This window comes from Clostridium sp. MD294 (assembly GCF_000364165.2).
Taxonomy (GTDB): Bacteria; Bacillota; Clostridia; order Lachnospirales; family Anaerotignaceae; genus Coprocola.
In genome coordinates this window covers 2,809,923-2,832,303 of record NZ_CP097810.1, presented here as the reverse complement: position 1 = coordinate 2,832,303, position 22,381 = coordinate 2,809,923, and the positions used below count along the sequence as shown (strand labels likewise).

20 protein-coding genes and 1 pseudogene are annotated in these 22,381 nt (G+C 31.7%); 19 read left to right on the top strand and 2 right to left on the bottom strand.

Annotation, left to right across the window (positions count from 1 at the left end; genetic code table 11):
- Positions 1-70 precede the first annotated feature (70 nt).
- Positions 71-2,311, top strand: a complete 2,241-nt coding sequence (locus C820_RS14080) for an alpha-galactosidase (RefSeq protein ID WP_004036601.1) — start codon at positions 71-73, stop codon at positions 2,309-2,311.
- A gap of 91 nt (positions 2,312-2,402) precedes the next feature.
- Positions 2,403-4,259, top strand: a complete 1,857-nt coding sequence (locus tag C820_RS14075) for an alpha-amylase family protein (protein WP_004036602.1) — start codon at positions 2,403-2,405, stop codon at positions 4,257-4,259.
- Between the two features lie 953 nt (positions 4,260-5,212).
- Here the strand turns inward: C820_RS14075 and C820_RS14065 are convergent.
- A complete protein-coding gene (locus tag C820_RS14065; protein WP_004036606.1) occupies positions 5,213-5,671 on the bottom strand; it encodes a helix-turn-helix domain-containing protein in 459 nt (152 codons plus the stop codon).
- Between the two features lie 180 nt (positions 5,672-5,851).
- Between C820_RS14065 and C820_RS14060 the strand changes: the two genes are divergently transcribed.
- The 12 genes from C820_RS14060 to C820_RS14005 all read left to right on the top strand — a co-directional run bounded on the left by C820_RS14060 (position 5,852) and on the right by C820_RS14005 (position 17,612).
- Positions 5,852-6,040 (top strand): hypothetical protein, encoded by a 189-nt coding sequence (locus C820_RS14060; RefSeq protein WP_004036608.1) that lies wholly within the window; start codon positions 5,852-5,854, stop codon positions 6,038-6,040.
- Positions 6,041-7,123 carry a site-specific integrase gene (locus tag C820_RS14055; protein ID WP_251855602.1) on the top strand — a complete coding sequence of 361 codons (1,083 nt, stop codon included), beginning with the start codon at positions 6,041-6,043 and terminating at the stop codon, positions 7,121-7,123.
- Between the two features lie 24 nt (positions 7,124-7,147).
- Positions 7,148-7,408 carry a plasmid mobilization protein gene (locus C820_RS14050; RefSeq protein WP_004036612.1) on the top strand — a complete coding sequence of 87 codons (261 nt, stop codon included), beginning with the start codon at positions 7,148-7,150 and terminating at the stop codon, positions 7,406-7,408.
- Between the two features lie 109 nt (positions 7,409-7,517).
- Entirely contained in the window at positions 7,518-8,633 is a 1,116-nt protein-coding gene (locus C820_RS14045; RefSeq protein WP_035296235.1) for an AAA family ATPase, read from the top strand.
- A 448-nt stretch (positions 8,634-9,081) separates the two neighbouring features.
- Positions 9,082-9,315, top strand: a complete 234-nt coding sequence (locus C820_RS14040) for a hypothetical protein (RefSeq protein WP_035296238.1) — start codon at positions 9,082-9,084, stop codon at positions 9,313-9,315.
- A 1,252-nt stretch (positions 9,316-10,567) separates the two neighbouring features.
- The gene (locus C820_RS14035; protein ID WP_004036618.1) at positions 10,568-11,434 is read left to right on the top strand and encodes a PRD domain-containing protein; all 867 of its coding nucleotides are present in this window, start codon (positions 10,568-10,570) and stop codon (positions 11,432-11,434) included.
- A gap of 27 nt (positions 11,435-11,461) precedes the next feature.
- Positions 11,462-13,336, top strand: a complete 1,875-nt coding sequence (locus tag C820_RS14030; protein WP_004036619.1) for a beta-glucoside-specific PTS transporter subunit IIABC — start codon at positions 11,462-11,464, stop codon at positions 13,334-13,336.
- A 270-nt stretch (positions 13,337-13,606) separates the two neighbouring features.
- On the top strand, positions 13,607-15,043 hold the full coding sequence (locus tag C820_RS14025; RefSeq protein ID WP_004036620.1) for a 6-phospho-beta-glucosidase: 1,437 nt from the start codon (positions 13,607-13,609) through the stop codon (positions 15,041-15,043).
- 9 nt (positions 15,044-15,052) lie between these two features.
- Positions 15,053-15,364, top strand: a complete 312-nt coding sequence (locus C820_RS14020) for a PTS sugar transporter subunit IIB (RefSeq protein WP_286010441.1) — start codon at positions 15,053-15,055, stop codon at positions 15,362-15,364.
- Positions 15,365-15,476: 112 nt separating this feature from the next.
- Positions 15,477-16,790, top strand: coding sequence for a PTS sugar transporter subunit IIC (locus tag C820_RS14015; protein ID WP_004036622.1), 1,314 nt, complete (start codon positions 15,477-15,479; stop codon positions 16,788-16,790).
- Positions 16,791-16,832: 42 nt separating this feature from the next.
- Complete coding sequence (locus tag C820_RS14010) at positions 16,833-17,150, top strand: PTS sugar transporter subunit IIA (RefSeq protein WP_004036623.1); 318 nt, start codon at positions 16,833-16,835, stop codon at positions 17,148-17,150.
- A 180-nt stretch (positions 17,151-17,330) separates the two neighbouring features.
- Entirely contained in the window at positions 17,331-17,612 is a 282-nt protein-coding gene (locus C820_RS14005; RefSeq protein ID WP_004036629.1) for a metal-sensing transcriptional repressor, read from the top strand.
- A gap of 332 nt (positions 17,613-17,944) precedes the next feature.
- Here the strand turns inward: C820_RS14005 and C820_RS14000 are convergent, their stop codons facing one another.
- The gene (locus tag C820_RS14000; protein WP_004036632.1) at positions 17,945-18,460 is read right to left on the bottom strand and encodes a helix-turn-helix domain-containing protein; all 516 of its coding nucleotides are present in this window, start codon (positions 18,458-18,460) and stop codon (positions 17,945-17,947) included.
- Between the two features lie 183 nt (positions 18,461-18,643).
- On the opposite strand from C820_RS14000, the gene C820_RS13995 reads away from it, so the two are divergent.
- From C820_RS13995 to C820_RS13975, 5 genes and pseudogenes are all read left to right on the top strand, one after another.
- Entirely contained in the window at positions 18,644-18,826 is a 183-nt protein-coding gene (locus C820_RS13995) for a helix-turn-helix domain-containing protein (protein WP_004036633.1), read from the top strand.
- 29 nt (positions 18,827-18,855) lie between these two features.
- Positions 18,856-19,917, top strand: a pseudogene (locus C820_RS13990) (site-specific integrase).
- Entirely contained in the window at positions 19,910-20,233 is a 324-nt protein-coding gene (locus C820_RS13985) for a plasmid mobilization protein (protein ID WP_004036636.1), read from the top strand. The pseudogene C820_RS13990 and the gene C820_RS13985 overlap by 8 nt, the downstream one beginning before the upstream one ends.
- Entirely contained in the window at positions 20,230-21,345 is a 1,116-nt protein-coding gene (locus C820_RS13980) for an AAA family ATPase (protein WP_004036637.1), read from the top strand. The genes C820_RS13985 and C820_RS13980 overlap by 4 nt, the downstream gene beginning before the upstream one ends.
- Before the next feature lie 463 nt (positions 21,346-21,808).
- Positions 21,809-22,042 carry a hypothetical protein gene (locus C820_RS13975; protein ID WP_004036638.1) on the top strand — a complete coding sequence of 78 codons (234 nt, stop codon included), beginning with the start codon at positions 21,809-21,811 and terminating at the stop codon, positions 22,040-22,042.
- Positions 22,043-22,381 lie beyond the last annotated feature (339 nt).

Genomic DNA, 22,381 nt, shown 5'->3' with positions numbered 1-22,381 from the left:
CTTTTGTGATACCAAACAAAAGAACTTGCTAGTATCAAAACAAAAGCAAACAACGGGAGAATGTGTAGATATGGCGATAATAATTAACAAAGATATTTTTACAATACAAACGAAAAACTCAACTTATCAAATGAAAGTAGACAAATATGATGTTTTACTTCATGCATATTATGGTGAAAAAACAGACAACAGTGATAAATCTCTTTTATATTATCAAGCAGACAGAGGATTTTCTGGAAATCCATATTCAATAGGAAAATATGACAGAGCTTATTCTTTGGATTCCCTCCCACAGGAATATAGTGGTTTTGGCACAGGTGATTATCGTATTACTGCTTTAAGAGCACAAAATATGGATGGAAGTCAAGTTGTAGCATGGAAATACGCTGGTTACAGTATAGAAAAAGGGAAATATGCCATTCCAGGTCTGCCTGCTGTCTATGCAGAAAAGGAAGAAGCACAAACACTTATCATTCAGCTAAAAGATATTGACACAGGCTTAGAAGCATTCCTCTATTATGGTGTATTAGAAGAATTAGACATTATTACAAGGGCAGTAAAAATTACCAATCAAGGAAAATCGAATGTTATACTGCAAAAAGCAGCAAGTTTACAATTGGACTGGGAATATGGCGATTTTGAATTGCTCTCTTTTTATGGACGACACAATATGGAAATGAACATACAAAGACAAGCAATTCATCATGGAATACAATCTATAGGAAGTGTTCGAGGAATTAGCAGTCACCAATATAATCCCTTTGTTATGCTGTGCGAAAAAGATGCAAAAGAAACAATGGGCAGTTGCTATGGATTTTCCTTAATGTATAGTGGAGAATTTTTAATTGAAGTAGAAAAAGACCAAATTGATAGAACAAGATTACTTTGCGGAATTCATAGTGACAATTTTCAATGGACGTTGCAATCCAAAGAAAGCCTTTGGTTGCCAGAAGTTATCATGACATATAGTCAAAATGGAATAGCAAATGTGAGCAAAAATATGCATACTATTATTCGAGAACACGTTTGTAGGGGGATATGGAAAAAGAAACGTCGTCCTATTTTAATCAATAACTGGGAAGCAACTTATTTTAAATTTACAGGAGATATGTTGATTGACATTGCAAAAGAAGCTGCAAAACTTGGTATTGAATTATTTGTTATGGACGATGGTTGGTTTGGAAAAAGAGAAGATGACAATACAGGGCTAGGGGATTGGATTCCAAATGAAAAAAAACTTGGTTGTACTTTAAAGGAATTATCTCAAAAAATTATTTCACAAGGCATAGCTTTTGGCGTATGGATTGAACCAGAAGGAATTTCAGAAGATAGTGATTTATACAGGACGCATCCAGAATGGGCAGTAAAAATTCCAAATAGAAAGCCATGTTTAAGTAGAAATCAACTAGTATTAGATTTTTCCAGAAAAGATGTTCAAGATTATATGATAGCAACAATATCCAATGTGATAAAAGAATCTTCTGCAAGCTACATAAAATGGGATTTTAACAGAGCAATATGCGATAAATTCAGTAACTGCTTAGCAGCAGACAAACAAGGTGAATTTTCTCATAGATATGTGCTAGGTTTATATAGAGTATTAGAAAAATTAACAAGTGCTTTTCCAGAAGTATTGTTTGAAGGTTGTGGAGGCGGAGGCGGTCGTTTTGATGCAGGTATGATGTATTATACACCTCAAATTTGGGGTAGCGATAATACAGACGCTATCGAACGTCTTAGCATACAATATGGTGCTTCCTTTGGTTATCCAATTTCTGCAATGGGAACGCATATTTCTGCCGTTCCTAACCATCAGACAGGACGTATAACACCACTTTCCACAAGAGCTTGTATGGCAATGGCAGGCACTTTTGGCTACGAATTGGATATAGCAACATTAACAGCAGAACAAAAACAGGAAATTAAAAAACAAATTGCTATTTTCAAAAAATATTATTCACTGTTTCAGTTTGGTGATTATTATAGAATTTCCAGCCCATTGGAAGGTAATTGCACTGTTTGGGAATTTGCAGACCCAGAAGGGAAAGAAGCATTAATCAGTGCTGTTTATCATCATGTTCAGGCAAATTCTGTACCTGTTAGGGCAAAAGTTTATGGTTTGAAGGATAATGCTATGTATCAACTTTCTTTGCAGAAATACAATGAAAAACAACCTGAAAGACTGCCTTATGGATTTCATTGTGGTGAAGTAATTAGTGGTATAGCTTTAAGACAAATTGGTTTTGTTGTACCAAATGCTGTAGATGACTTTCAGGCATGGCAAATTTATATAAAAGAAAAAAGACCTTAAAATTCTCAGGCTATTAAAAAACTTAGGAATTCTGTTTTCATTTTAAATTTTTAACAAACGAAAGAAAATATTATTTTAGGAGGGAACCACAATGGTATTAGACAAAAACGAATATGAACAGGAATATCAATCCAGATTTCTAAAATATTATGATGAATTAAAATGGCTATATTGTGAATTATATGAAAACCGTATGGATGATTTTTATAAACTTTGTGACATTATGTATCAACAATATCGTGCAAGAAAACACCCTTTAAAAAAATTAGATAGACAGAGAGCTCAAAATACAAACTGGTATAAAGGCAATCAATTATTAGGCATGATGTTATATGTAGATGCTTTTGCTGGAAACTTAAAAGGGGTTGGAGAAAAATTAGATTATATTCAGGAATGTAACGTGAATTATATCCATCTTATGCCATTGCTTGACTCACCCGAAATAGAGAATGATGGCGGATATGCTGTATCTGACTTTCGTAATGTAAAGCCACAATTAGGCACAATGGAAGAACTAGAACAATTAGCAGATGATTGTCATAGCAGAGGAATTAGTCTTTGTTTAGACTTTGTTATGAACCATACTTCAAAAGAACATGAATGGGCAAAAAAAGCAATACAGGGCGAAAAAGAATATCAGGATTATTATTACTTTTACGATGATTTTACTATTCCGGCTGAATTTGAAAAGACAGTTCCACAGGTATTTCCAACAACAGCACCAGGCAATTTTACATGGTTCCCAGAAGTGCAAAAGTTTGTAATGACAACATTTTATCCTTATCAATGGGATTTGAATTATGCAAACCCTATCGTATTAAATGAAATGATGGATAACGTTTTAAATTTGATAAATAAGGGAATTGATGTGATAAGAATTGATGCTGTACCATATATTTGGAAACAGTTAGGAACAAATTGCAGAAATCTTTCACAAGTACATAATATTGTTAGAATGATGAGAATTATTTGTGAAATTGTTTGTCCAGGTATATTGTTGCTTGGAGAAGTTGTTATGGCTCCTGATAAGGTAGTGCCTTATTTTGGAACAGTAGAAAAACCAGAATGTCATATGCTTTATAATGTAACAACAATGGCAACAACTTGGAACTGTGTTGCAACAAGGGATATTCGTATTTTAAAGCAGCAAATGGACATTGTAAATCATTTGCCAAAAGAATATGTATTTTTGAATTATTTAAGATGCCATGATGACATTGGTTGGGGTTTAGATTATCCTTATCTGACGCAATTTGGAATGTATGAAGTAAGCCATAAAAAATATTTGAATGACTTTTTTACAGGAAATTTTGAAGGTTCTTTTTCCAAAGGAGAGTTATATAATTCTGACCCAATTTCAGGAGATGCAAGATTGTGTGGTACAACCGCATCTTTATGTGGCATTGAAAAAGCACAAACAGAACAAAATATACAGTCTTTGGAACAGGCAATTCAACTGGATTTTATGCTTCACGCATATATGTTGGTACAATCTGGAATTCCCGTTATTTACAGTGGTGATGAAGTAGGGCAATTAAATGACTATACTTATCATAATGACTTAAAAAAGAAAGAAGATTCCAGATATTTGCATCGTGGAAATTTTTTGTGGGATTTAGCAGAAAAAAGAACAGAAAAAGGTAGTGTACAACAAAAATTATTTGATGGGATTGAAAAGCTGGGAAAAATAAGAAGTCAATATTCTGTTTTTGAGGCTGGTGCAGATGTTTGGACACTAAACAGTGGTGATAATTCAATTTTAGTGCTAGTTCGTTCTAATTCAAAAGAAAAGCTAGTTGCAATATTTAACTTTAGTGAATTTGACAAAATTGCTTTTATTTACCAAAATGATGGTATATATACAGATTTAATTTCTGGTACAGAAATGCCAGCAAATGAAGTAAAAATTCCAAAATATGGTGTATATTGGTTATTAAAAGATTATTAAATGACAATTTAAAATATTCCTCAGTTCAATCCAACAGCTTACTTATATTATGTTTATACATTCTCTTGATGAGAAAGAACAGAACACTCTTTTTTTGTATCAAAAGAGGAAATTGCAAAAAATGACTATGAACTTTTTATCAATAAATATAAAAAAGTAGAGTATGTACCTGTGGAATACCATCCTATACAACAAATACTTTTAGAACTGTATGAACTAGAATAACAGATTACGACAAGGCTGACAGAATGGGAGGGAATGTTATAATGGCAAAATTAGGAGAAATATGTAATATTGTTTCTGGTTCTACACCAAAAAGTAATGTTTCAGAATATTAGAATGGAACTATTGATTGAATTACACCTGTTGAAATAAATGATGATACTTATATTATAGTAGTGAAAGAAAAATAACAGAAAAAGCTGTAAAGGATACTAAATTAAAATCATTTCCAGCTGGTATAATTATTTTATCTTCTTGTGCACCTATTGGAAAAGTCGCTATTGCAGGAAAAGATTAGTTAATGAAATAAAAGAAAATGCAGTACAAGTAATATAGATAAATTCTTTATTATTATAAAAATTGAATTATTATTCAAAAATTTGAATAATAAAAATGTTCATTGATATTAAATTGATAGTAAAAATTTTTTGAAATAGAGATACTGTACAAATAAAACGCAATATGGTATAATAAGAATAACAAATTACCTTATAAAATACTACAAATCTAAAAAGGTCTGTTGAGTGGGAATAATTAAAATTTTTTTGAAACCAGCATAAACAGCGGATTTCAGAAATTTTAAAGGGCGTTTGATAACAATTTGATAACATTTGTAAAAAGGCATTTACTCATCAGCAAGCAAGTGGCTGGCGAGTGCCTATAAGAAAGAATAAGTGGTCTTACCAAATAATTGTAATTGATTTGGTAAGACTTTTTTTGTTGTTAAAAAGTTATTTGTTATTTTTTTCCATATTAGGATAGTTGTATCGCCATTGGTCGTACTGCTCTTTTGTGATTTCACCAGAAGCTAATTTTGCCCTTTGCGATTGCCAAGCAGAAATCATATCAAACATGGAAAGGTAGGTTGTCCCTTTGCTTTTATCAAGGCGAATACAAAGTTCTCCGTTAATTTCATCAGCATACAGACCATAAATGTCTTCCATTGCAAAAAGTGTATGCAGAAGTCCGATGTAGCTGTCAATATCAGGAACAGCAAGTGCTTGAGGGGACACTTCAAAAACTTCTGCAAGTGCATTCAAATATTTTTCTTTGGGACTGCGAACACCTTTTTCATATTGAGCAATGCGAACATCTGCCTGCATATCGTTGAAGCCAAGCAATTTTCCTAAATATTTTTGTGTAAAGCCGTGAAGTAGCCTAAAATAGTGTATTCTTTCTCCTATTGCCATAATTTATCTCCTAACAAATGTTGATAATTCAGTATAACATAAAAGTATGGGAATAATCAATAAAAAATAATACAAAAAAGTATAGAAATTTTTGAAAACTACTTTACAAATACAAAAAAGTATAGCATCATATCGTTATACAAATTAGTATAGTGAATAGTAGTGAAAGGAATGATGATAATGGAAAAAATGTTTTTAAAAGTATCCGATGTAATGAAAGTATTAGATGTTTCAGAGTCCTATGCTTATAAGCTAATACGTAAGCTGAACAAAGAACTGGAAAACAAAGGTTGCTTTGTGATAGCTGGACGTATTGACCGTCAATTTTTCTATGAGCATTTTTACGGGACACAAAAAAGGAGGGATTAAATGTCAGTTTATAAAAATGAAAAAAATAATACTTGGTACGTCATGCTTCGCTACAATGATTGGAAAGGCGAACGAAAACAAAAATGTCAAAGAGGTTTTTCCACAAAGCAAGAAGCACAGAATTGGGAGCGTCAATTTCAATTACAAAAAAATGCTGATGTGAATATGACATTAGAAAGTTTTTGCAAATTGTATGAAAAAGATGTAAGACCAAGACTAAAAGAAAATACTTGGCTAACAAAAGAAAGTATCATACAAAGCAAAATACTGCCCTATTTGGGGCAACGCAGGCTGTCAGAAATTACAGCAAAAGATGTCATTGACTGGCAGAATGAAATGCGAAATCAAAAAGGAAAAACAGGGAAGGAAGTTTCTCCTACTTATTTAAAAACCATTCATGCACAGTTGAGTTCCATATTTAATCATGCCATTCGTTATTATGACTTAGCTATCAATCCAGCAAGGAAAGCAGGCACAATGGGCATGGAGGAAAGCAAAGAAATGTTGTTTTGGACAAAAGAGGAATATTTAAAATTTGCTGATGTCATGATGGATAAGCCACTCTCATTTTATGCTTTTGAAATGTTGTATTGGTGTGGTATTCGAGAGAGAGAACTGCTTGCTTTAACGCCTGCCGACTTTGATTTTGAAAACAGAACAGTAACAATTAACAAGTCTTATCAAAGGCTAAGAGGAAAAGATGTTGTGACTGTTCCGAAAACAAAAAAGAGCAACAGAGTAATTAAAATACCACAATTTTTAGCAGATGAGATGAAAGACTGTTTTAAGTTATTTTATAGCTTGAGAGCAAATGACAGGATTTTTCCAGTCACGAAACATTATTTACATCATGAAATGGATAGAGGTTCTCGAATGGCTAATGTAAAAAGGATAAGAATTCACGATTTGCGACATTCGCATATAAGTTTGTTGATAGATATGGGATTTACGGCTCTTGCAATAGGCGACAGGGTTGGACATGAAAGCGAAAAAATTACATATAGATATGCTCACTTATTCCCCTCAAGGCAGTCAGAAATGGCAGACCGTCTTGATTTTGAAAGAACAAGTGATGAGATATAAATTTTACAAAAGGGGAGTGTTGTTATGTCAATAAAAAAATTAGACAAACAAGGGAGATGGCGAAATAAAACAGTATCTTTTAGAGTTTCTCCAGAGGAAGATAAGCAAATTGAAACAGCAGTCAAGCTGTCAGGTATGAGCAAACAGGATTTTATTATTTGCTGTTTGCAGAAAAGAAAAATTGAAGTAACAGGCAATCCAAAAGTGTATAAAGCACTTAAAAATGAGTTGAAAGATGTACTGAATGAACTTAGTCGTATTGAAGCAGGAAACAAAGTATCTTAAAATTTATTGGATACTATCAATTTAATTATTATCACAATGTAGGGTATGAGAAATGGTGAGTAAAAGACTTTCACTATTTCAAATACCAAAAGAAAAAGGAGGAAAACCGATGAGTAAAGAAAAAAAGATTGTCCCTATTACATCTGGTGCAACAGATAAAGGACAATCAACAAAGTCTGATGTTATTATAACAGAAAACCAACAAAAAAGCAATGAACAAAGTACAAAAAAATTTGAACAGGGGGTGTTGTATACGATTACGATGGAAGAATTATATGATACAGTTTTTACACCTAAAGTACCTATTGTGGACGGACTGATTTATAATGGCACATATCTTTTCGTCGGTGCTCCAAAGGTAGGAAAATCATTTTTTATGGCACAGTTAGGTTATCATGTCAGCATGGGTATTTCACTATGGGATTACAAAGTTAATCAAGGCAGTGTATTATATTTAGCATTGGAAGATGATTTCAGCAGACTGCAAAAACGACTTTCAAAAATGTTTGGTATGGAAAGCACAAGTAACTTTTATTTTGCTACAATGTCAAAATCTTTGAACGAAGGTTTGGAAGAACAGCTTAGCAAATTTATGAAGGAACACGCTGACACAAAGTTGATTATGATTGATACACTTCAAAAAATAAGAGAAGTTGGAGGAGATAGATATAGCTACTCTAGCGATTATGATATTGTGACAAAGTTAAAACAGTTTAGTGACAAACATAATGTTTGCGTTTTGGTAGTGCATCACACGAGAAAGTTGCAGTCAGAAGACAGTTTTGAAATGATTTCTGGAACGAATGGTTTACTTGGAGCAGCGGACGGTGCCTTCATCATGCAAAAGAAAAAACGTACAGACAATATTGCTGTGTTGGATATTGCAGGACGTGACCAAGCAGACCAGAAATTGACGATTGAATTTGACAGAGAACATTGTGTTTGGAATTTCAAAAGGGCAGAAACAGAATTATGGAAAGAGCCAATCAATCCGCTTTTAGAGGCTATCAATTTATTATTAACAAAAGAAAGTCCAGAATGGCAAGGAACAGCAACAGAACTGGTTGAAAAACTACCAGATATGCAAATACAAGCAAATGTGGTTACTAGAAAATTAAATGTGTTGAATAGTCGACTTTTACAAGAATATGGTATCCAGTATGAAAATAAACGTGGGCATGAGAGAAAAATTTGCCTGAAACGTGTAGCAGATGGAAAAAAATAAAAAAATGCGTCGATATGCGTCGATATTTTACACAACAGAGGATATATCAAAAATATCGACGCAACTGACGCAAAGCGAAAAACATGAAAAAAGGAAATGCCAAAGAATGCGATAAAATCAAGGAAAACAGGCAATTAAAAATTTTTATAAAGACATATAAATTTGGATAGAAAAGTAAAAAGTGCGTCGATATGCGTCGATATTTTACACAACAGAGGATATATCAAAAATATCGACGCAACTGACGCAAAGCGAAAAACATGAAAAAAGGAAATGCCAAAAAATGCGATAAAATCAAGGAAAACAGGCAATTAAAAATTTTTATAGAAGCATATAAATTTGAATAAAAAAGTAAAAAGTGCGTCGATATACATTGATATTTTACACAACGGAGGGTATATTAAAAATATCGACGCAACCGACGCAAAATGAAAAAGGGGATAGTAGTATGAAACAAGTGCAGATTAGTAAAGATTTATTTCTATTACTAATTAAATACCATATTTTTGAATGTTATAATGATGAAGAAAAAATTGTGGAAGAATTGCAGAAAAAATTTGATAGTATCATCAATAGAAATCTATATACAAAATACAAAACTGCTCCAACAGAAGAAGAAAAGGAAAAGGCTAGACAAGAGTATTTAGACAGAAAAGGAATACATTCTAGTTTTCGTTGGTAGAGTTTTTCCTTTGATTACTAATGACAGAAACGTGACACGTTTCTGTTTTTTAGTTGACAAGGGGGAATTGCTTTTTTAAGTACAAAAGTAGTAATTTGGAATAGATGTATATAACTGACATTTAGAAATGTTGTATGTACAACGTTTTTAGAAATGAATTGAAATGAAAGTATATAAAGTCAATAAAATACAAATAACCTTCAAAAGTGTTGTAGCTACAACGCAAATAGGGCATATAGCATTTTTTATAGATATTCTTTCTTAATGGCAAAAAAGAAATAGAACAAACTTCTTTTTTAGTCTGCTAAGGGAGAATTTTTTTTGTAAAATTTATATGAAGATAGTTTTATTTAAAAATAGCAATATTTATTTATAGTATTAAAAATAAAGCAAAGAAATTTTCTATTTTAAATTTTTAATGGGAAGATTTTTTTACAAAATTTACATGAAAATAGTTTTATTTTTTAATAGTAATTATTATTGATAGTATATAAAAAGGAACAAAGAAATTTTGTATTTTAGGCTATTAAGAGGGAATTTTTTTTTGTAAAATTTTAAATAAGGTAAGGGATTTTTTGCTTGAAAATTTTATCAAAAATGGTTTTACTTTCAATAGTAATTTTTATATACAGTACAATAAAAACGACATTCCAAAAAAAGGAAAAGCCACGCCGAAGGCGTTTTGCAAATTTCAAAAAAATTTGCATTTGGAGTTTGGGGGTGCTGAATGTCCAGTGGACATTCGTTTAGCACCGACCGGAGCAAAGCGTAGACACGCCCCAACAAGCGTGGAAAGGGATATCCCTTTCCCCTGCTTGCACTCAGTGCATAACTATGTTTATATACAATTTTTTATTTTTTTCTATTTATTTACTAATTGATTGTTTTATTTAAAGGAACACTTTTAAAATTTTTGTTATATTGCTTGAAAATAGATTTGAAAATGATAAAAGATTAAAATAATTCCATGAAAAATATTATATAGAAAAAATTAATATTATAGAATTTAATTTATTTGTTTTTTCAAAAAAATATATGATATTTAAATTGTAAAAATAGAAAATAAAATATTATTTTTTTAATGAAAATTTTGCTTTGAAAATTTTATATAGACATAGACAATTTATTTCAGTTATGTTATTATAATAAACAAGTTTGTTATTACGTAAAGGTAAGCAAGACTGTTTATAGTGTTTCTTAAAGGAGAAGCTATAAACAGTCTTTTTTTATAGATATGGAAGGAAATGGAAAAATGAAAATTATTAGAGTTTTGAATACAAACGCAGTTGTAACAGTAGATAAAGAAAAAAGAGAGGTTATTGTTACTGGTGCAGGCATTGGATTTCGTAAAAAGAAAGGAGAATTTTTAGACAAATCTTTAATTGACAGAATATATCGTTTACAAAGTGATGAAGGCAGTAAAAAACTTCAGGAATATGTGCAGGCTGTTTCTGAAGAATATTTAGATATTGCTGAAAAGGTGGTGCAAACAGCAATACAAGAGGAAAAATTAGAGGTTAATGATATCCTTTATGTTACACTTGCTGACCATATCAATTCTGTTTTAGAACGAGCAAAATCTGGTATTATGCTGAAAAATATTATCAAAACAGATATTCAGAATTTTTATCCAAAAGAATTTTCAATCGGTAAAAAAGCAATTCAATGGATAAAAGAAAAAACGGAAATTGATTTAAAAGAAGATGAAGCAGCTTTTATTGCAATGCATATTATTGCTTCTGAATTAGAGGACAATTCCCCATCTGATGTACGAAAAATTACAGAGTTAATCACAGCAATCCTTCATATGATACGACTGCATTTTAAAATTGTATTTCATGAAGATTCTTTTTCCTATCAGCGATTTATTATACATTTAAAATTTTTTGCTGCACGAATATTTAATAAGACAGATTACCATGACAGTATGCAGGAAATTTATGATGTACTCATTACCCAAAATCAATTTATTTTTTCTGGTGTACAAAAAATTGCCGAATTAATTCAAAAACAGTATGGATATACTTTGAGTATAGATGAGTCACTGTATCTTTTAATTCATTTAAAAAGAATATTAGATGAAGAACAAGAGCAAAGAGAAAAAGAACAAAAATCATAATAAATAAAAAAGAGAGAAGGGAATATTATGGATTATGAAAATATTGCAAAGCAAATATTACAGCATATCGGCGGAAAGAAGAATGTTATTACACTCATTCATTGTATGACAAGGCTTCGCTTTACTTTAAAAGATGAGTCAATCGTAGATGATGAAGCAATGAAAAAAACAAAAGGTGTTGTAGGTGTTATGAAAAAAGCTGGACAATATCAAATTATTATTGGCAATGATGTTGGCAATGTATACGACGAACTATGCAAATTGGGAGATTTTGCAAATTTTGCTATAAAAAAGCAAACAATGTCAGAAAAGAAAAAAGGGATTGCAGCACTTATGGAAATCATATCCAGTATTATGGCACCTGTGATTCCTGCTATTATGGGTACAGCAATGATACGAATTTTTGTCAATTTGCTCTGTATGATTGGCATTTTAGATACCAGTGGAACAACTTATACTATTTTTAATATTATGGGTGACAGTGCATTTTTCTTTTTTCCAGTGCTGATAGCTGTTTCGGCTGCAAAACGTTTTTGTGTTAATTCGTATTATGCTGTTACTGTTGCCCTTGTTATGTTGCATCCTCATTTTATCGCTATGATAGATACAGCACATAATATTTCGGAAAATTTATATTTTATGAAATATATTCCTATTTCGTATATTTCTTATGCTTATTCCATTATTCCAATTATATTTGCGGTATGGTTGTTAAAATATGTGGAACAACTAGCAGAAAAAATCATACCAACAATATTAAAAAATCTTTTACAGCCATTTTTTATATTATTGATAGAAATACCGATTGTACTGTTTATTTTTGCCCCTTTTGGTTCTATATTAGAGCATATTTTATACAACATGATTGATTTCATACATAATCAACTTGGTTTTATTGCTGTTGGTATCATTGCGGGGGTATACCCTTTTATTGTAATGGCTGGTATTCATCATGTATTTACTCCTGTTAAGTTAGGTATGATTGCCTCTGTAGGATTTGAAAATTTTATCTGTATTGGAGAATTTTGTTCTAATATCGCACAGGGTGCTGCCTCTGCTGCGGTTGCAGCAAAAAGTAAAAATAAAATATTGAAAAAAAATGCTGCTACTGCTGCTATATCTGCATTGTTTACTGGCATTACCGAGCCAGCACTTTATGGCGTAACACTTCGTCTAAAACGTCCTATGATTGGTGCTTGTATTGGTGCTGCGGTTGGTGGGTTATTTGGTGCTTTTTTTCAACTAAAATGTTTTGCAATTGCCATTCCTGCTATTTTAAGTATTGTACAGTATGTAGAAACAACACATCCGATTAGTTTTTTGATTGCAATATTAACGATTTTAGTAACGATAGTTGCTACATTTTTTATTACAATACTAATTGGTTTTGAAGATATTTCTGAAAATGACACAGAAGAAAAAATAAAAATAGAAGGTTCCTCTAATCAAACACTTTTTGTTACAGCACCAGCAAAAGGAAAAATAATTCCTTTGACAGAAGTAAAAGATGTAACTTTTGCTTCTGAAATACTTGGAAAGGGTGCTGCAATTATACCAGAAGAAAATGAAATTGTTGCCCCATTTAATGGAAAAGCAGTTATTGTATTTGAAACAGGACATGCGATTGCATTACAAAGTGATGAGGGATTAGAACTTTTAATTCATGTGGGAATTGATACTGTCAATTTAAAAGGAAAATTTTTTCATCCTTGTGTAGAAAATGGAACAATCATTAAAAAGGGAGATGTTTTATTAAATTTTGACAGAGAAGAAATTGAAAAAGAAGGATATGATTTATCTACTCCTATTATTATTACAAATACAGAAAATTATAAAGAGATTACATTGTTAAATCAGTCGGAATATTGTGAATTCCTACAAGATTTTCTTTCTGTTCAATAAAATGGAATTTGTTTTACTTTTTTATACAATGCTTTTTGATACAGATTGTCATTTGTTACAAAAATTTTTTTACAAAAATGTTAAAATCTCCAAAAAAAATTTTAGATATAGACAAAAGCATTTGTTTGTGCTATGCTAAATATAGAAAGAAATAGCAACCAGTTTGTTATTACGTAAAGGTAAGCAAGACTGTTTATAGAACTTCTTTAATAGGGAAGTTCTGTGAGCAGTCTTATTTTTTTTCATCAAGAAAATAAAGGATGTGATAAAATGAAAAAACAAATTATTCCTGAAGGGTTTCTTTGGGGAGGAGCAGTTGCTGCCCATCAGTTAGAAGGGGGGTATGACAAGCAAGGAAAGGGAATTTCTATTGCAGATGTCATGACAGCAGGGGCAAATGGTGTGGAACGTCAAATTACAAATGGTATTTTACTAAATCACAATTATCCTAATCATGAAGCAATAGATTTTTATTCTCATTACAAAGAAGATATTAAACTATTTGCTGAAATGGGATTTAAGTGTTTCAGAACTTCTATTGCATGGACACGAATTTTCCCAAATGGAGATGAAACAACTCCAAATGAACAAGGATTGCAATTTTATGATGATTTGTTTGACGAATTGCTCCGCTATGGTATTGAACCAGTGATTACATTGAGTCATTTTGAAATGCCTTATCATCTAGTAAAAGAATATGGTGGATGGCGAAATCGTAAATTGATTGATTTCTTTGTACGATTTGCCAAAACGGTAATGGAACGCTATAAAGACAAAGTAAAATACTGGATGACTTTTAATGAAATCAATAATCAAGGTTCTACAGAACATCTTTGGGCAGCGTGGACAAATTCTGGTATATTGTATCGTCCAGAGGAAGATATACAAACTGTATTACATCAAGCTGTTCATTATGAAATGGTAGCAAGTGCAAAAACAGTAAAATTAGGACATGAAATCAATCCAGATTTTAAAATTGGTTGTATGTTAGCAATGGTTCCTTTTTATCCTTTGTCTTGTGCACCAGATGATATGATTGCATCACAATATGCAATGGAACAAAGATTGTATTATTATGGCGATATTCATGTATTTGGAGAATATCCAAACTATATAAAAGCTTTTGAAAAAAATCATGGAATGAATTTGGATGTTACAGCAGAAGACTTACAAAGTCTGAAAGAGGGCTGTGTAGACTACATAGGTATTAGTTATTATATGAGTGAAGCAGTAAGTGCTTCTGATGAAAATGCAAAACAAAAATTTAATGACCATTGTTATGTTACAAAAAATCCTTATGTAGAAGCAAGCGAATGGGGTTGGCAAATTGACCCAAAAGGATTACGTTATTCTTTGAATTTACTTCATCAAAGGTATCACTTACCTATCTTTATTGTAGAAAATGGCTTAGGTGCTTATGATAAAGTGGAACAAGACGGTATTCATGACCCTTATCGTGTTAACTATCTGCGTCAGCATATTGAGCAAATGAAAGAGGCTATATTAAAAGATGGCGTTCCAGTTATGGGATATACCCCTTGGGGTTGTATTGATTTAGTCAGTGCTGGTACTGGTGAAATGGAAAAAAGATATGGATTTATCTATGTTGATAAAGATAATCAGGGGAATGGCTCTTTAAAAAGAAGTAAAAAAGATTCTTTTTTCTGGTATCAAAAAGTAATTCAAACAAATGGAGAGGAAATTTAAGGAGGTTATATTATGGTAATTCGTTTATTTTGTGCAGCAGGTATGTCTACAAGTGTGTTGGTTAATAAAATGAAAGAAGCGGCTGTAGAAAAAGGAAAAGATGCCGAAATTGAGGCATTCCCTATTGCAGAAATGGAAATGCGTACCGATGGAATTGATGTTGCTCTTTTAGGTCCTCAAGTAGGTTTTCAACTGGATAAAGCAAAAAAAATCTGTGAGCCAAAAGGAATTCCTGTTGCTGTTATCCCAATGGCAGACTATGGTATGTGTAATGGTATGAATGTGTTAAAATTTGCATACAAATTGGCATCTTCTAAATAAATTTTTTTGTAATACCGCATAATTTCATATTAATTCGTTATGCGGTATTCTTTCAAACATTGATATTATTTTTTATTTTATAATATGAAGTAAAACAAGGGAGGGTGATATTATGGGTGAATGGTTTAATAAAAATGTAATTCCTAAAATTCTTGCATTTGTCAATACAAAAGCAGTTCAAGCAATTAAAGATGGTATGGTATATACAATGCCCCTTTTGATTGTTGGTTCTATCTTTTTAATTCTTGCCAATTTGCCAATTAAAGCAGCAGCAGATGCACTTGCAAATGCAGGAATTACAAATATATTTAATCAGGCTTATGGTGCTACATTTAGTATTAGTGCTATCATTGCAGTTGTGGGTATTTCTTACACCTACGCAAAATTGGAAGGACAAGAACCGCTGAGTGGTGCAATGATTGCATTAGCTGTTTTTTTCTTACTTCAGCCATCTTCTATAACATCAGAGAACGGTGATGTTGTTGGAAATATCATACAAAAAGATTGGACAGCCGGAAAAGGTATGATTGGAGCAATTTTAATCGGACTGATTGTTGGTTGGGCATACTCTTGGTTTTTGAAAAAGAATATTAAAATCAAAATGCCAGAAGGCGTTCCTACTGGTGTTGCAAATGCTTTTTCTGGTTTGATTCCTGCCGTTGTTATTGTTGTTACAGCTACTATTATACATGGAATTTTCAGCATTGGATTACATACAACAGCAATCGAATTGATTTATAAAGTAATTCAAATACCATTGCAGGGTATGACAGATTCTTTAGGCGGTGCAATATTGATGTGCTTTGCAGGACCATTTTTATGGATTTTTGGTGTGCATGGCTCTACGATTGTTGGCGGCATTATGAGCGGACTTTTACAGGCAAACAGTTTAGAAAATCAAGCAATATTAGATAAGGGAATGGAACTTACTGTTGCAAATGGTGGACATATTGTAACAGCACAATTTTATGATCAATTTATCAATGTAACAGGTGCTGGCTTAACAATCGGATTAGTTATTTATTTAGTCGCATTTGCAAAATCAAAACAACTAAAAACATTGGGAAATTTGGAGTTAGTTCCTGCACTTTTTAATATCAATGAACCAATTTTGTTTGGGCTTCCTGTTGTAATGAATCCTATGCTTGCTGTTCCATTTATTGCAATGCCAGTAATTTCCTGTGTAATACAATATGCTGCACTTGCAACAGGTTTGTGTCCTCTTTATGGAGGAGTCATGGTTCCTTGGACTTGCCCACCTATTATTTCAGGATTTTTAGTAGGTGGTTGGAGAAGTGCATTATTGCAACTTGTAATTTTTATCATTTCATTTTTTGTTTATATGCCATTTGTTCGTCGCCTAGATAAAGATGCTTTGATAGCAGAACAAAATGCTGCTACAAACGCCGATGATGATGATTGGTAATCAAAAGAAAATAAATTGAAAATGTAGAAAGGAGAATTTAATATGTCTGAAGAATTGAGTGTTACTTGTTTTGAAATCATTACTTATGTAGGTACGGCACGTTCTTGTTTTATCAATGCCATACAGTGTGCAAAAAAAGGTGATTTTGAACAGGCTGAGCAAATGATAAAACAAGGAGATGAAGCATTTTCACAAGGACATGATGCCCATGCAGATTTGCTTACAAAAGATGCCGAGGGTACATTGTCTGATGTTGGTTTGCTCTTACTTCATGCGGAAGATCAATTGATGAGTGCGGAAGGATTTCGCATTATTGCTGAAGAATTTATTGATGTTTATAAGCAGTTGTTAAATAAATAAAAAGAAAATATATTTCTATAACTCACAACGCTAATCTGCTGTTGTGAGTTCTTTTTTGTCAAAAAAATAATCTTTTCTATATTTTATTTAAAATAATTTGAAGAAATAGTTGACAATAGATTATTTAAGGTTTATTATATACATATACTTGTTATTGTATTAAAATTTAGAGAGAATATTATGAAAAAATGTGTGGAAAATGAAAACGAAAAATTGCATTATAGACTGAAAAGAATTATAGGGCAAGTGCAAGTAATTGATAGGATGATTGAGGAAGATGTGCCTTGTGAAGACGTGCTGTCACAAATTAATGCAGCAAAATCTGCTTTGCATAAGGCAGGACAGGCTATTTTAGAAAGTCATTTGAAGTATTGTATTTCTAAAGGTATAGAAAACGGTGATATAGAAGAAATTATGAAAAGTTTTTCAAAAGCGATGGAAAGATTTGCAAATATGAAATAAAAAAAATAGCGTGATAACACTTGATTGATAACAAATTGATAACATTATTTGGAATAGACCATAGATATATGATAATAAAAGACAAATGAAGTCAAATAAAACTAAATCTCCCATACAAAACTGTATAGAACTAGACTTTAATTTGAGAGTGGGAGTAATGAGCCAATGAGAACAAACCCAGTGTTTATGCGGATTACAAGCAATTTTGTTTAGTGATTGGCAACGAAATGGCAACATTTTCTGAAATTACCCACAGAATAATTATTTCAAATTCATAAAAACCTTACTGATTTTCAAAAAGAATTGGAAGTCAGTAAGGTTTTTTTATTTTCTTACTCATTACTTTTATTATCCAATTCTGTTGTAAAAATATCATTGATTGCCTGCGATGGAACTTTTACCCAACGTTGTGAGGTGTCAAATTTAGGATAGTTATATCTCCATTGGTCGTACTGCTCTTTTGTAATTTTTCCCTGTTCCAATTTTACAGATTGTTCCTGCCATGCTTGAAACATCTGAAATAAAGAAATATCAGATTTATCTAAGTGTAGGCAAATTTCATCGTTCATAGTAGTGATTTTTAAACCATATAAATCTTCTAAAGCGAAGAATGTGTGCAGAAGTCCTGTATAGTTGTCTATATTTGGAACAGTAAGAGCGTTAGGACTGATACCAAATAGGTTAGCCATTGTTTTTACAAGCTCTTGTTTGGGTATTCGTGCCCCTGCTTCATACTGTGCCATACGAACATCAGAAGTTTTGCCAAGAAAGCCAAGCATTCTGCCAAGTTGCTTTTGCGTTAATTCTTTTTTGTTACGAAAAAATTTGATACGTTTGCCGATTGCCATAATAAGAACTCTCCAAAAAAATATATTATTTTTAGTATAGCATAAGAAAGATGAAATAACAATAAAAATTAAATAAAAAAAGTTAATATATTTTTCTCTAATCCATTGACTTAACTAAAAATATTTAGTAGTACAATAACAATATACTAAACTATTTTATTTAATATATTAGGAGGAGAAAATATGGAAAATAGAAATTTTATGACGGTTGATGAAGTGGCAAAAGAATTGAAAGTGTCGAAATCTTATGCCTATAAAATTGTAAAGCAATTAAATGAAGAATTAAATAAACTGGGTTATTTAACATTTTCAGGTAGAGTAAACACAAACTATTTTTATAAAAAAGTTTGTTATACAGAGCAGTAGTTAAATGTAAAGCGAAAGGAGTTGACAACATGGCTGTTTATAAAGATGGTGACAAATGGAGGGTAATTTATCGTTATACGAATTGGAAAGGAGAGAAGAAACAGACACAAAAACGAGGTTTTACAACAAAAAAAGAGGCTCAAGCGTGGGAAAGAGAAATCATGTTAAAACAGTAAACGAAGTTAGATATGACTTTTGCAAGTTTTTTTGAGATTTATGAGCAAGACAAGAAAAAGCGACTCAAAGAAAATACTTGGGAATCCAAAAGTCATATTATTCGTACAAAAATATTACCTTATTTTGAAGATAGAAAAATTGCAGAGATTGAAGCGAAAGACGTGATTGCTTGGCAAAACAAGCTGATGTCAGAAGAAAAATATTCTCCAACTTATTTGAAAACGATACATAGTCAGTTGAGTGCAATATTCAATCATGCTGTAAGATTTTATCATTTACCATACAATCCTGCACAAAGAGCAGGAACAGTAGGCAGCGAGGAACACAAAGAAATGTTGTTTTGGACAAAAGAGGAATATATTAAATTTTCTGACGCAATTATGGATAAACCGTTGTCATTTTATGCTTTTGAGTTGCTCTATTGGTGTGGCATCCGAGTAGGGGAGTTACTTGCACTGACACCAGCAGATTTTGATTTTGAGAAAAAGACATTAACAATTAATAAATCTTATCAGCGTTTAAAAGGCAAAGATTTAATAACAAGTCCAAAAACGGTAAAGAGCAATAGAACAATAAAAATGCCTCAGTTTCTTTGTGGTGAAGTACAAGAATATATAGGTATGCTGTACGAAATAAAAGACAATGAAAGACTGTTTCCAGTTACAAAGTCCTATTTACATCATGAAATGGACAGAGGAGCAAAAATAGCAGCTATAAAACGTATCAGAATACATGATATTCGTCATTCTGCAATCAGTTTGTTGATAGAAATGGGATTTTCAGCACTTGCCATTGCTGACAGAGTAGGACATGAAAGTATTGACATCACATATCGTTATGCACATCTGTTTCCGAATAAGCAAACAGAAATGGCAGAGAAATTAAATTTGGAAGGAGGAGAAAGATTTGAATAAAAATTTAGACAAGCAAGGCAGGTGGCGAAATAAAACGGTTTCATTCAGAATGTCTAATGAAGAAGTAAGGTTATTAGATAACTTAGTAGCTTTATCTGGTTTAACCAAGCAAGACTATATTATCAAAAGATTACTTTGTAAAGATGTTGTAGTAGTAGGGAATACACGAGTTTACAAAGCTCTGAAAAATTATATGCAACAGCTTTGTATAGAACTGAAGAAATTAACCAATGGAAATCAAATTGATGATGTGACAACATCAACAATTCAATTTATCAATCAAATTTTACAAGGAATGAAGGAGGAAAACCAATGAGTAAAAAAGAAAAGATTGTTCCTATTTCATCTGCTGGCACAGATAAAGGACAATCAATGTACACTAACAAAAGTATAGCAGAAAGCCAGAAAAAAAGCAATTTACAAGCCACAGAAAATTTAAAAAATTTTGAACAGGGGGTGTTGGAAACGATTACAATGGAAGAATTGTATGACACAGTATATCTACCAAAAACTGCTGTCGTTGACAAGTTGATTTATAATGGTACATATCTCTTTGTTGGTGCTCCCAAAATTGGAAAATCATTTTTAATGGCACAGTTAGGCTATCATGTCAGTATGGGTTTACCTTTGTGGAATTATCAAGTCAATCAAGGTTCTGTATTATATTTAGCATTAGAGGACGATTACAGCAGAATACAAAAGAGATTGTCAAGAATGTTTGGTATGGAAAGTACGCCTAATTTTCATTTTGCAACAAAATCAAAAGCATTAAATGAAGGATTAGAAGAACAACTTACTTATTTTATCAATGAACATCCAGATACAAAATTGATTATGATTGATACTTTGCAAAAGGTAAGAGAAATCAATGGCGACAGATATAACTATTCCAATGACTACGATATTGTAATGAAGTTGAAACAGTTCAGCGAGAAACACAACATTTGTATGCTCATTGTTCATCATACCAGAAAATTGCAATCAGAGGATTGTTTTGATATGATTTCTGGGACGAATGGTTTGCTAGGTGCCGCCGATGGAGCCTTTATACTTCAGAAGACGAAACGCATTGATAATAAGGGTATACTTGATATTGTTGGACGTGACCAACAAGACCAAAAAATTTATTTAGAATTTGATAGAGAAAAATGCTTGTGGAAATTTATCAAAATGGAAACGGAACTCTGTAAAGAAGCACTTGACCCAATCGTGAAAATGGTTGGTGAAATGGTAACAAAAAATAAATCCGATTGGACTGGAACAGCTTCAGAATTGGCTGACTTATTGCCAAAGGAAATATCTCCAAATGCACTAACAAGACGATTAAATGTTAATGCAGAACGATTACTTGAGGAGTTCAACATTTATTATGAAACAAACAGAAATAGGACAGGCAGACAAATCAAGTTGACACTGACGAAAAAATAAAAAGTGTGACGATATTTTTTGTCAATATCGTCATACAATAATCAAAATGTCAAATAGCTAAAAAGGTTGAATTTACAAGGTTTTTAAGATATAAAAGTGATAAAAAAATGATAAGCGTGACGATGTGACGGTATTTTAGATAGCAGAAAAGATATAAAAAATATCGTCACAAATATCCTGAAAAAATAAATCCAAATGTACAAAAAGTATTGATTTTACTGGATTTTATGATAATTGATTTAAAAAATAAAAAGAGAACAATGTGACGGTATTTAAAAAAATAGTAGATATATAAAAATATCGTCAATATCGTCATAGAACTAAAAAAGATAAAATGAAATAACAAAAAAACCTTGATTTTACAGCGTTTTTTGAATGTAAATTTTGAAAAAAAAGTGTGACGATATTTTAAAATTCAACAGACAAAATATCGTCACAAAATTAAAAAATAGAGGTGTAAAATATGAAGCAAGTACAAATTAGTGAGGATTTATTTCTATCACTGATAAAATACCATATTTTGGAATATTATAATGAGGAAGAAAAAATTGTAAAAGGATTAAAGGAAAAATATGACAGCATAATCAACCGAAATCTATATACAAGATATAAAACAGCTCCAACAGAAAAAGAAAAAGAAAAGGCTAGGCAAGAGTATTTAGATAGAAAAGGAATTCACTCCAGTTTTCGATGGTAAGGTTTTTCCTTGTTTACTGAAAACAGAAACGTGACACGTTTCTGTTTTTTAGTTGACAAGGAGGAATTGTTTTTTTAAACAAACACAAAAAGCAGTGATTTGAAACAGATGTATATTACTGATGTCCAAAAATGTTGTATACACAACGTTTTTAGAAATAAGTATAAATAGAAGTATATAAAGTCAATAAAATAAAAACAGCCTTCAGAAGTGCTGTATCTACAACGCTCTAAAAGCAAATAAGGGTATTCAGATTATTTTATAAATTATAGGGGGGATATATAATGTATGTATATATATGTTATATATAGGGGGTAGTATTGTTTTATCAATAATTTT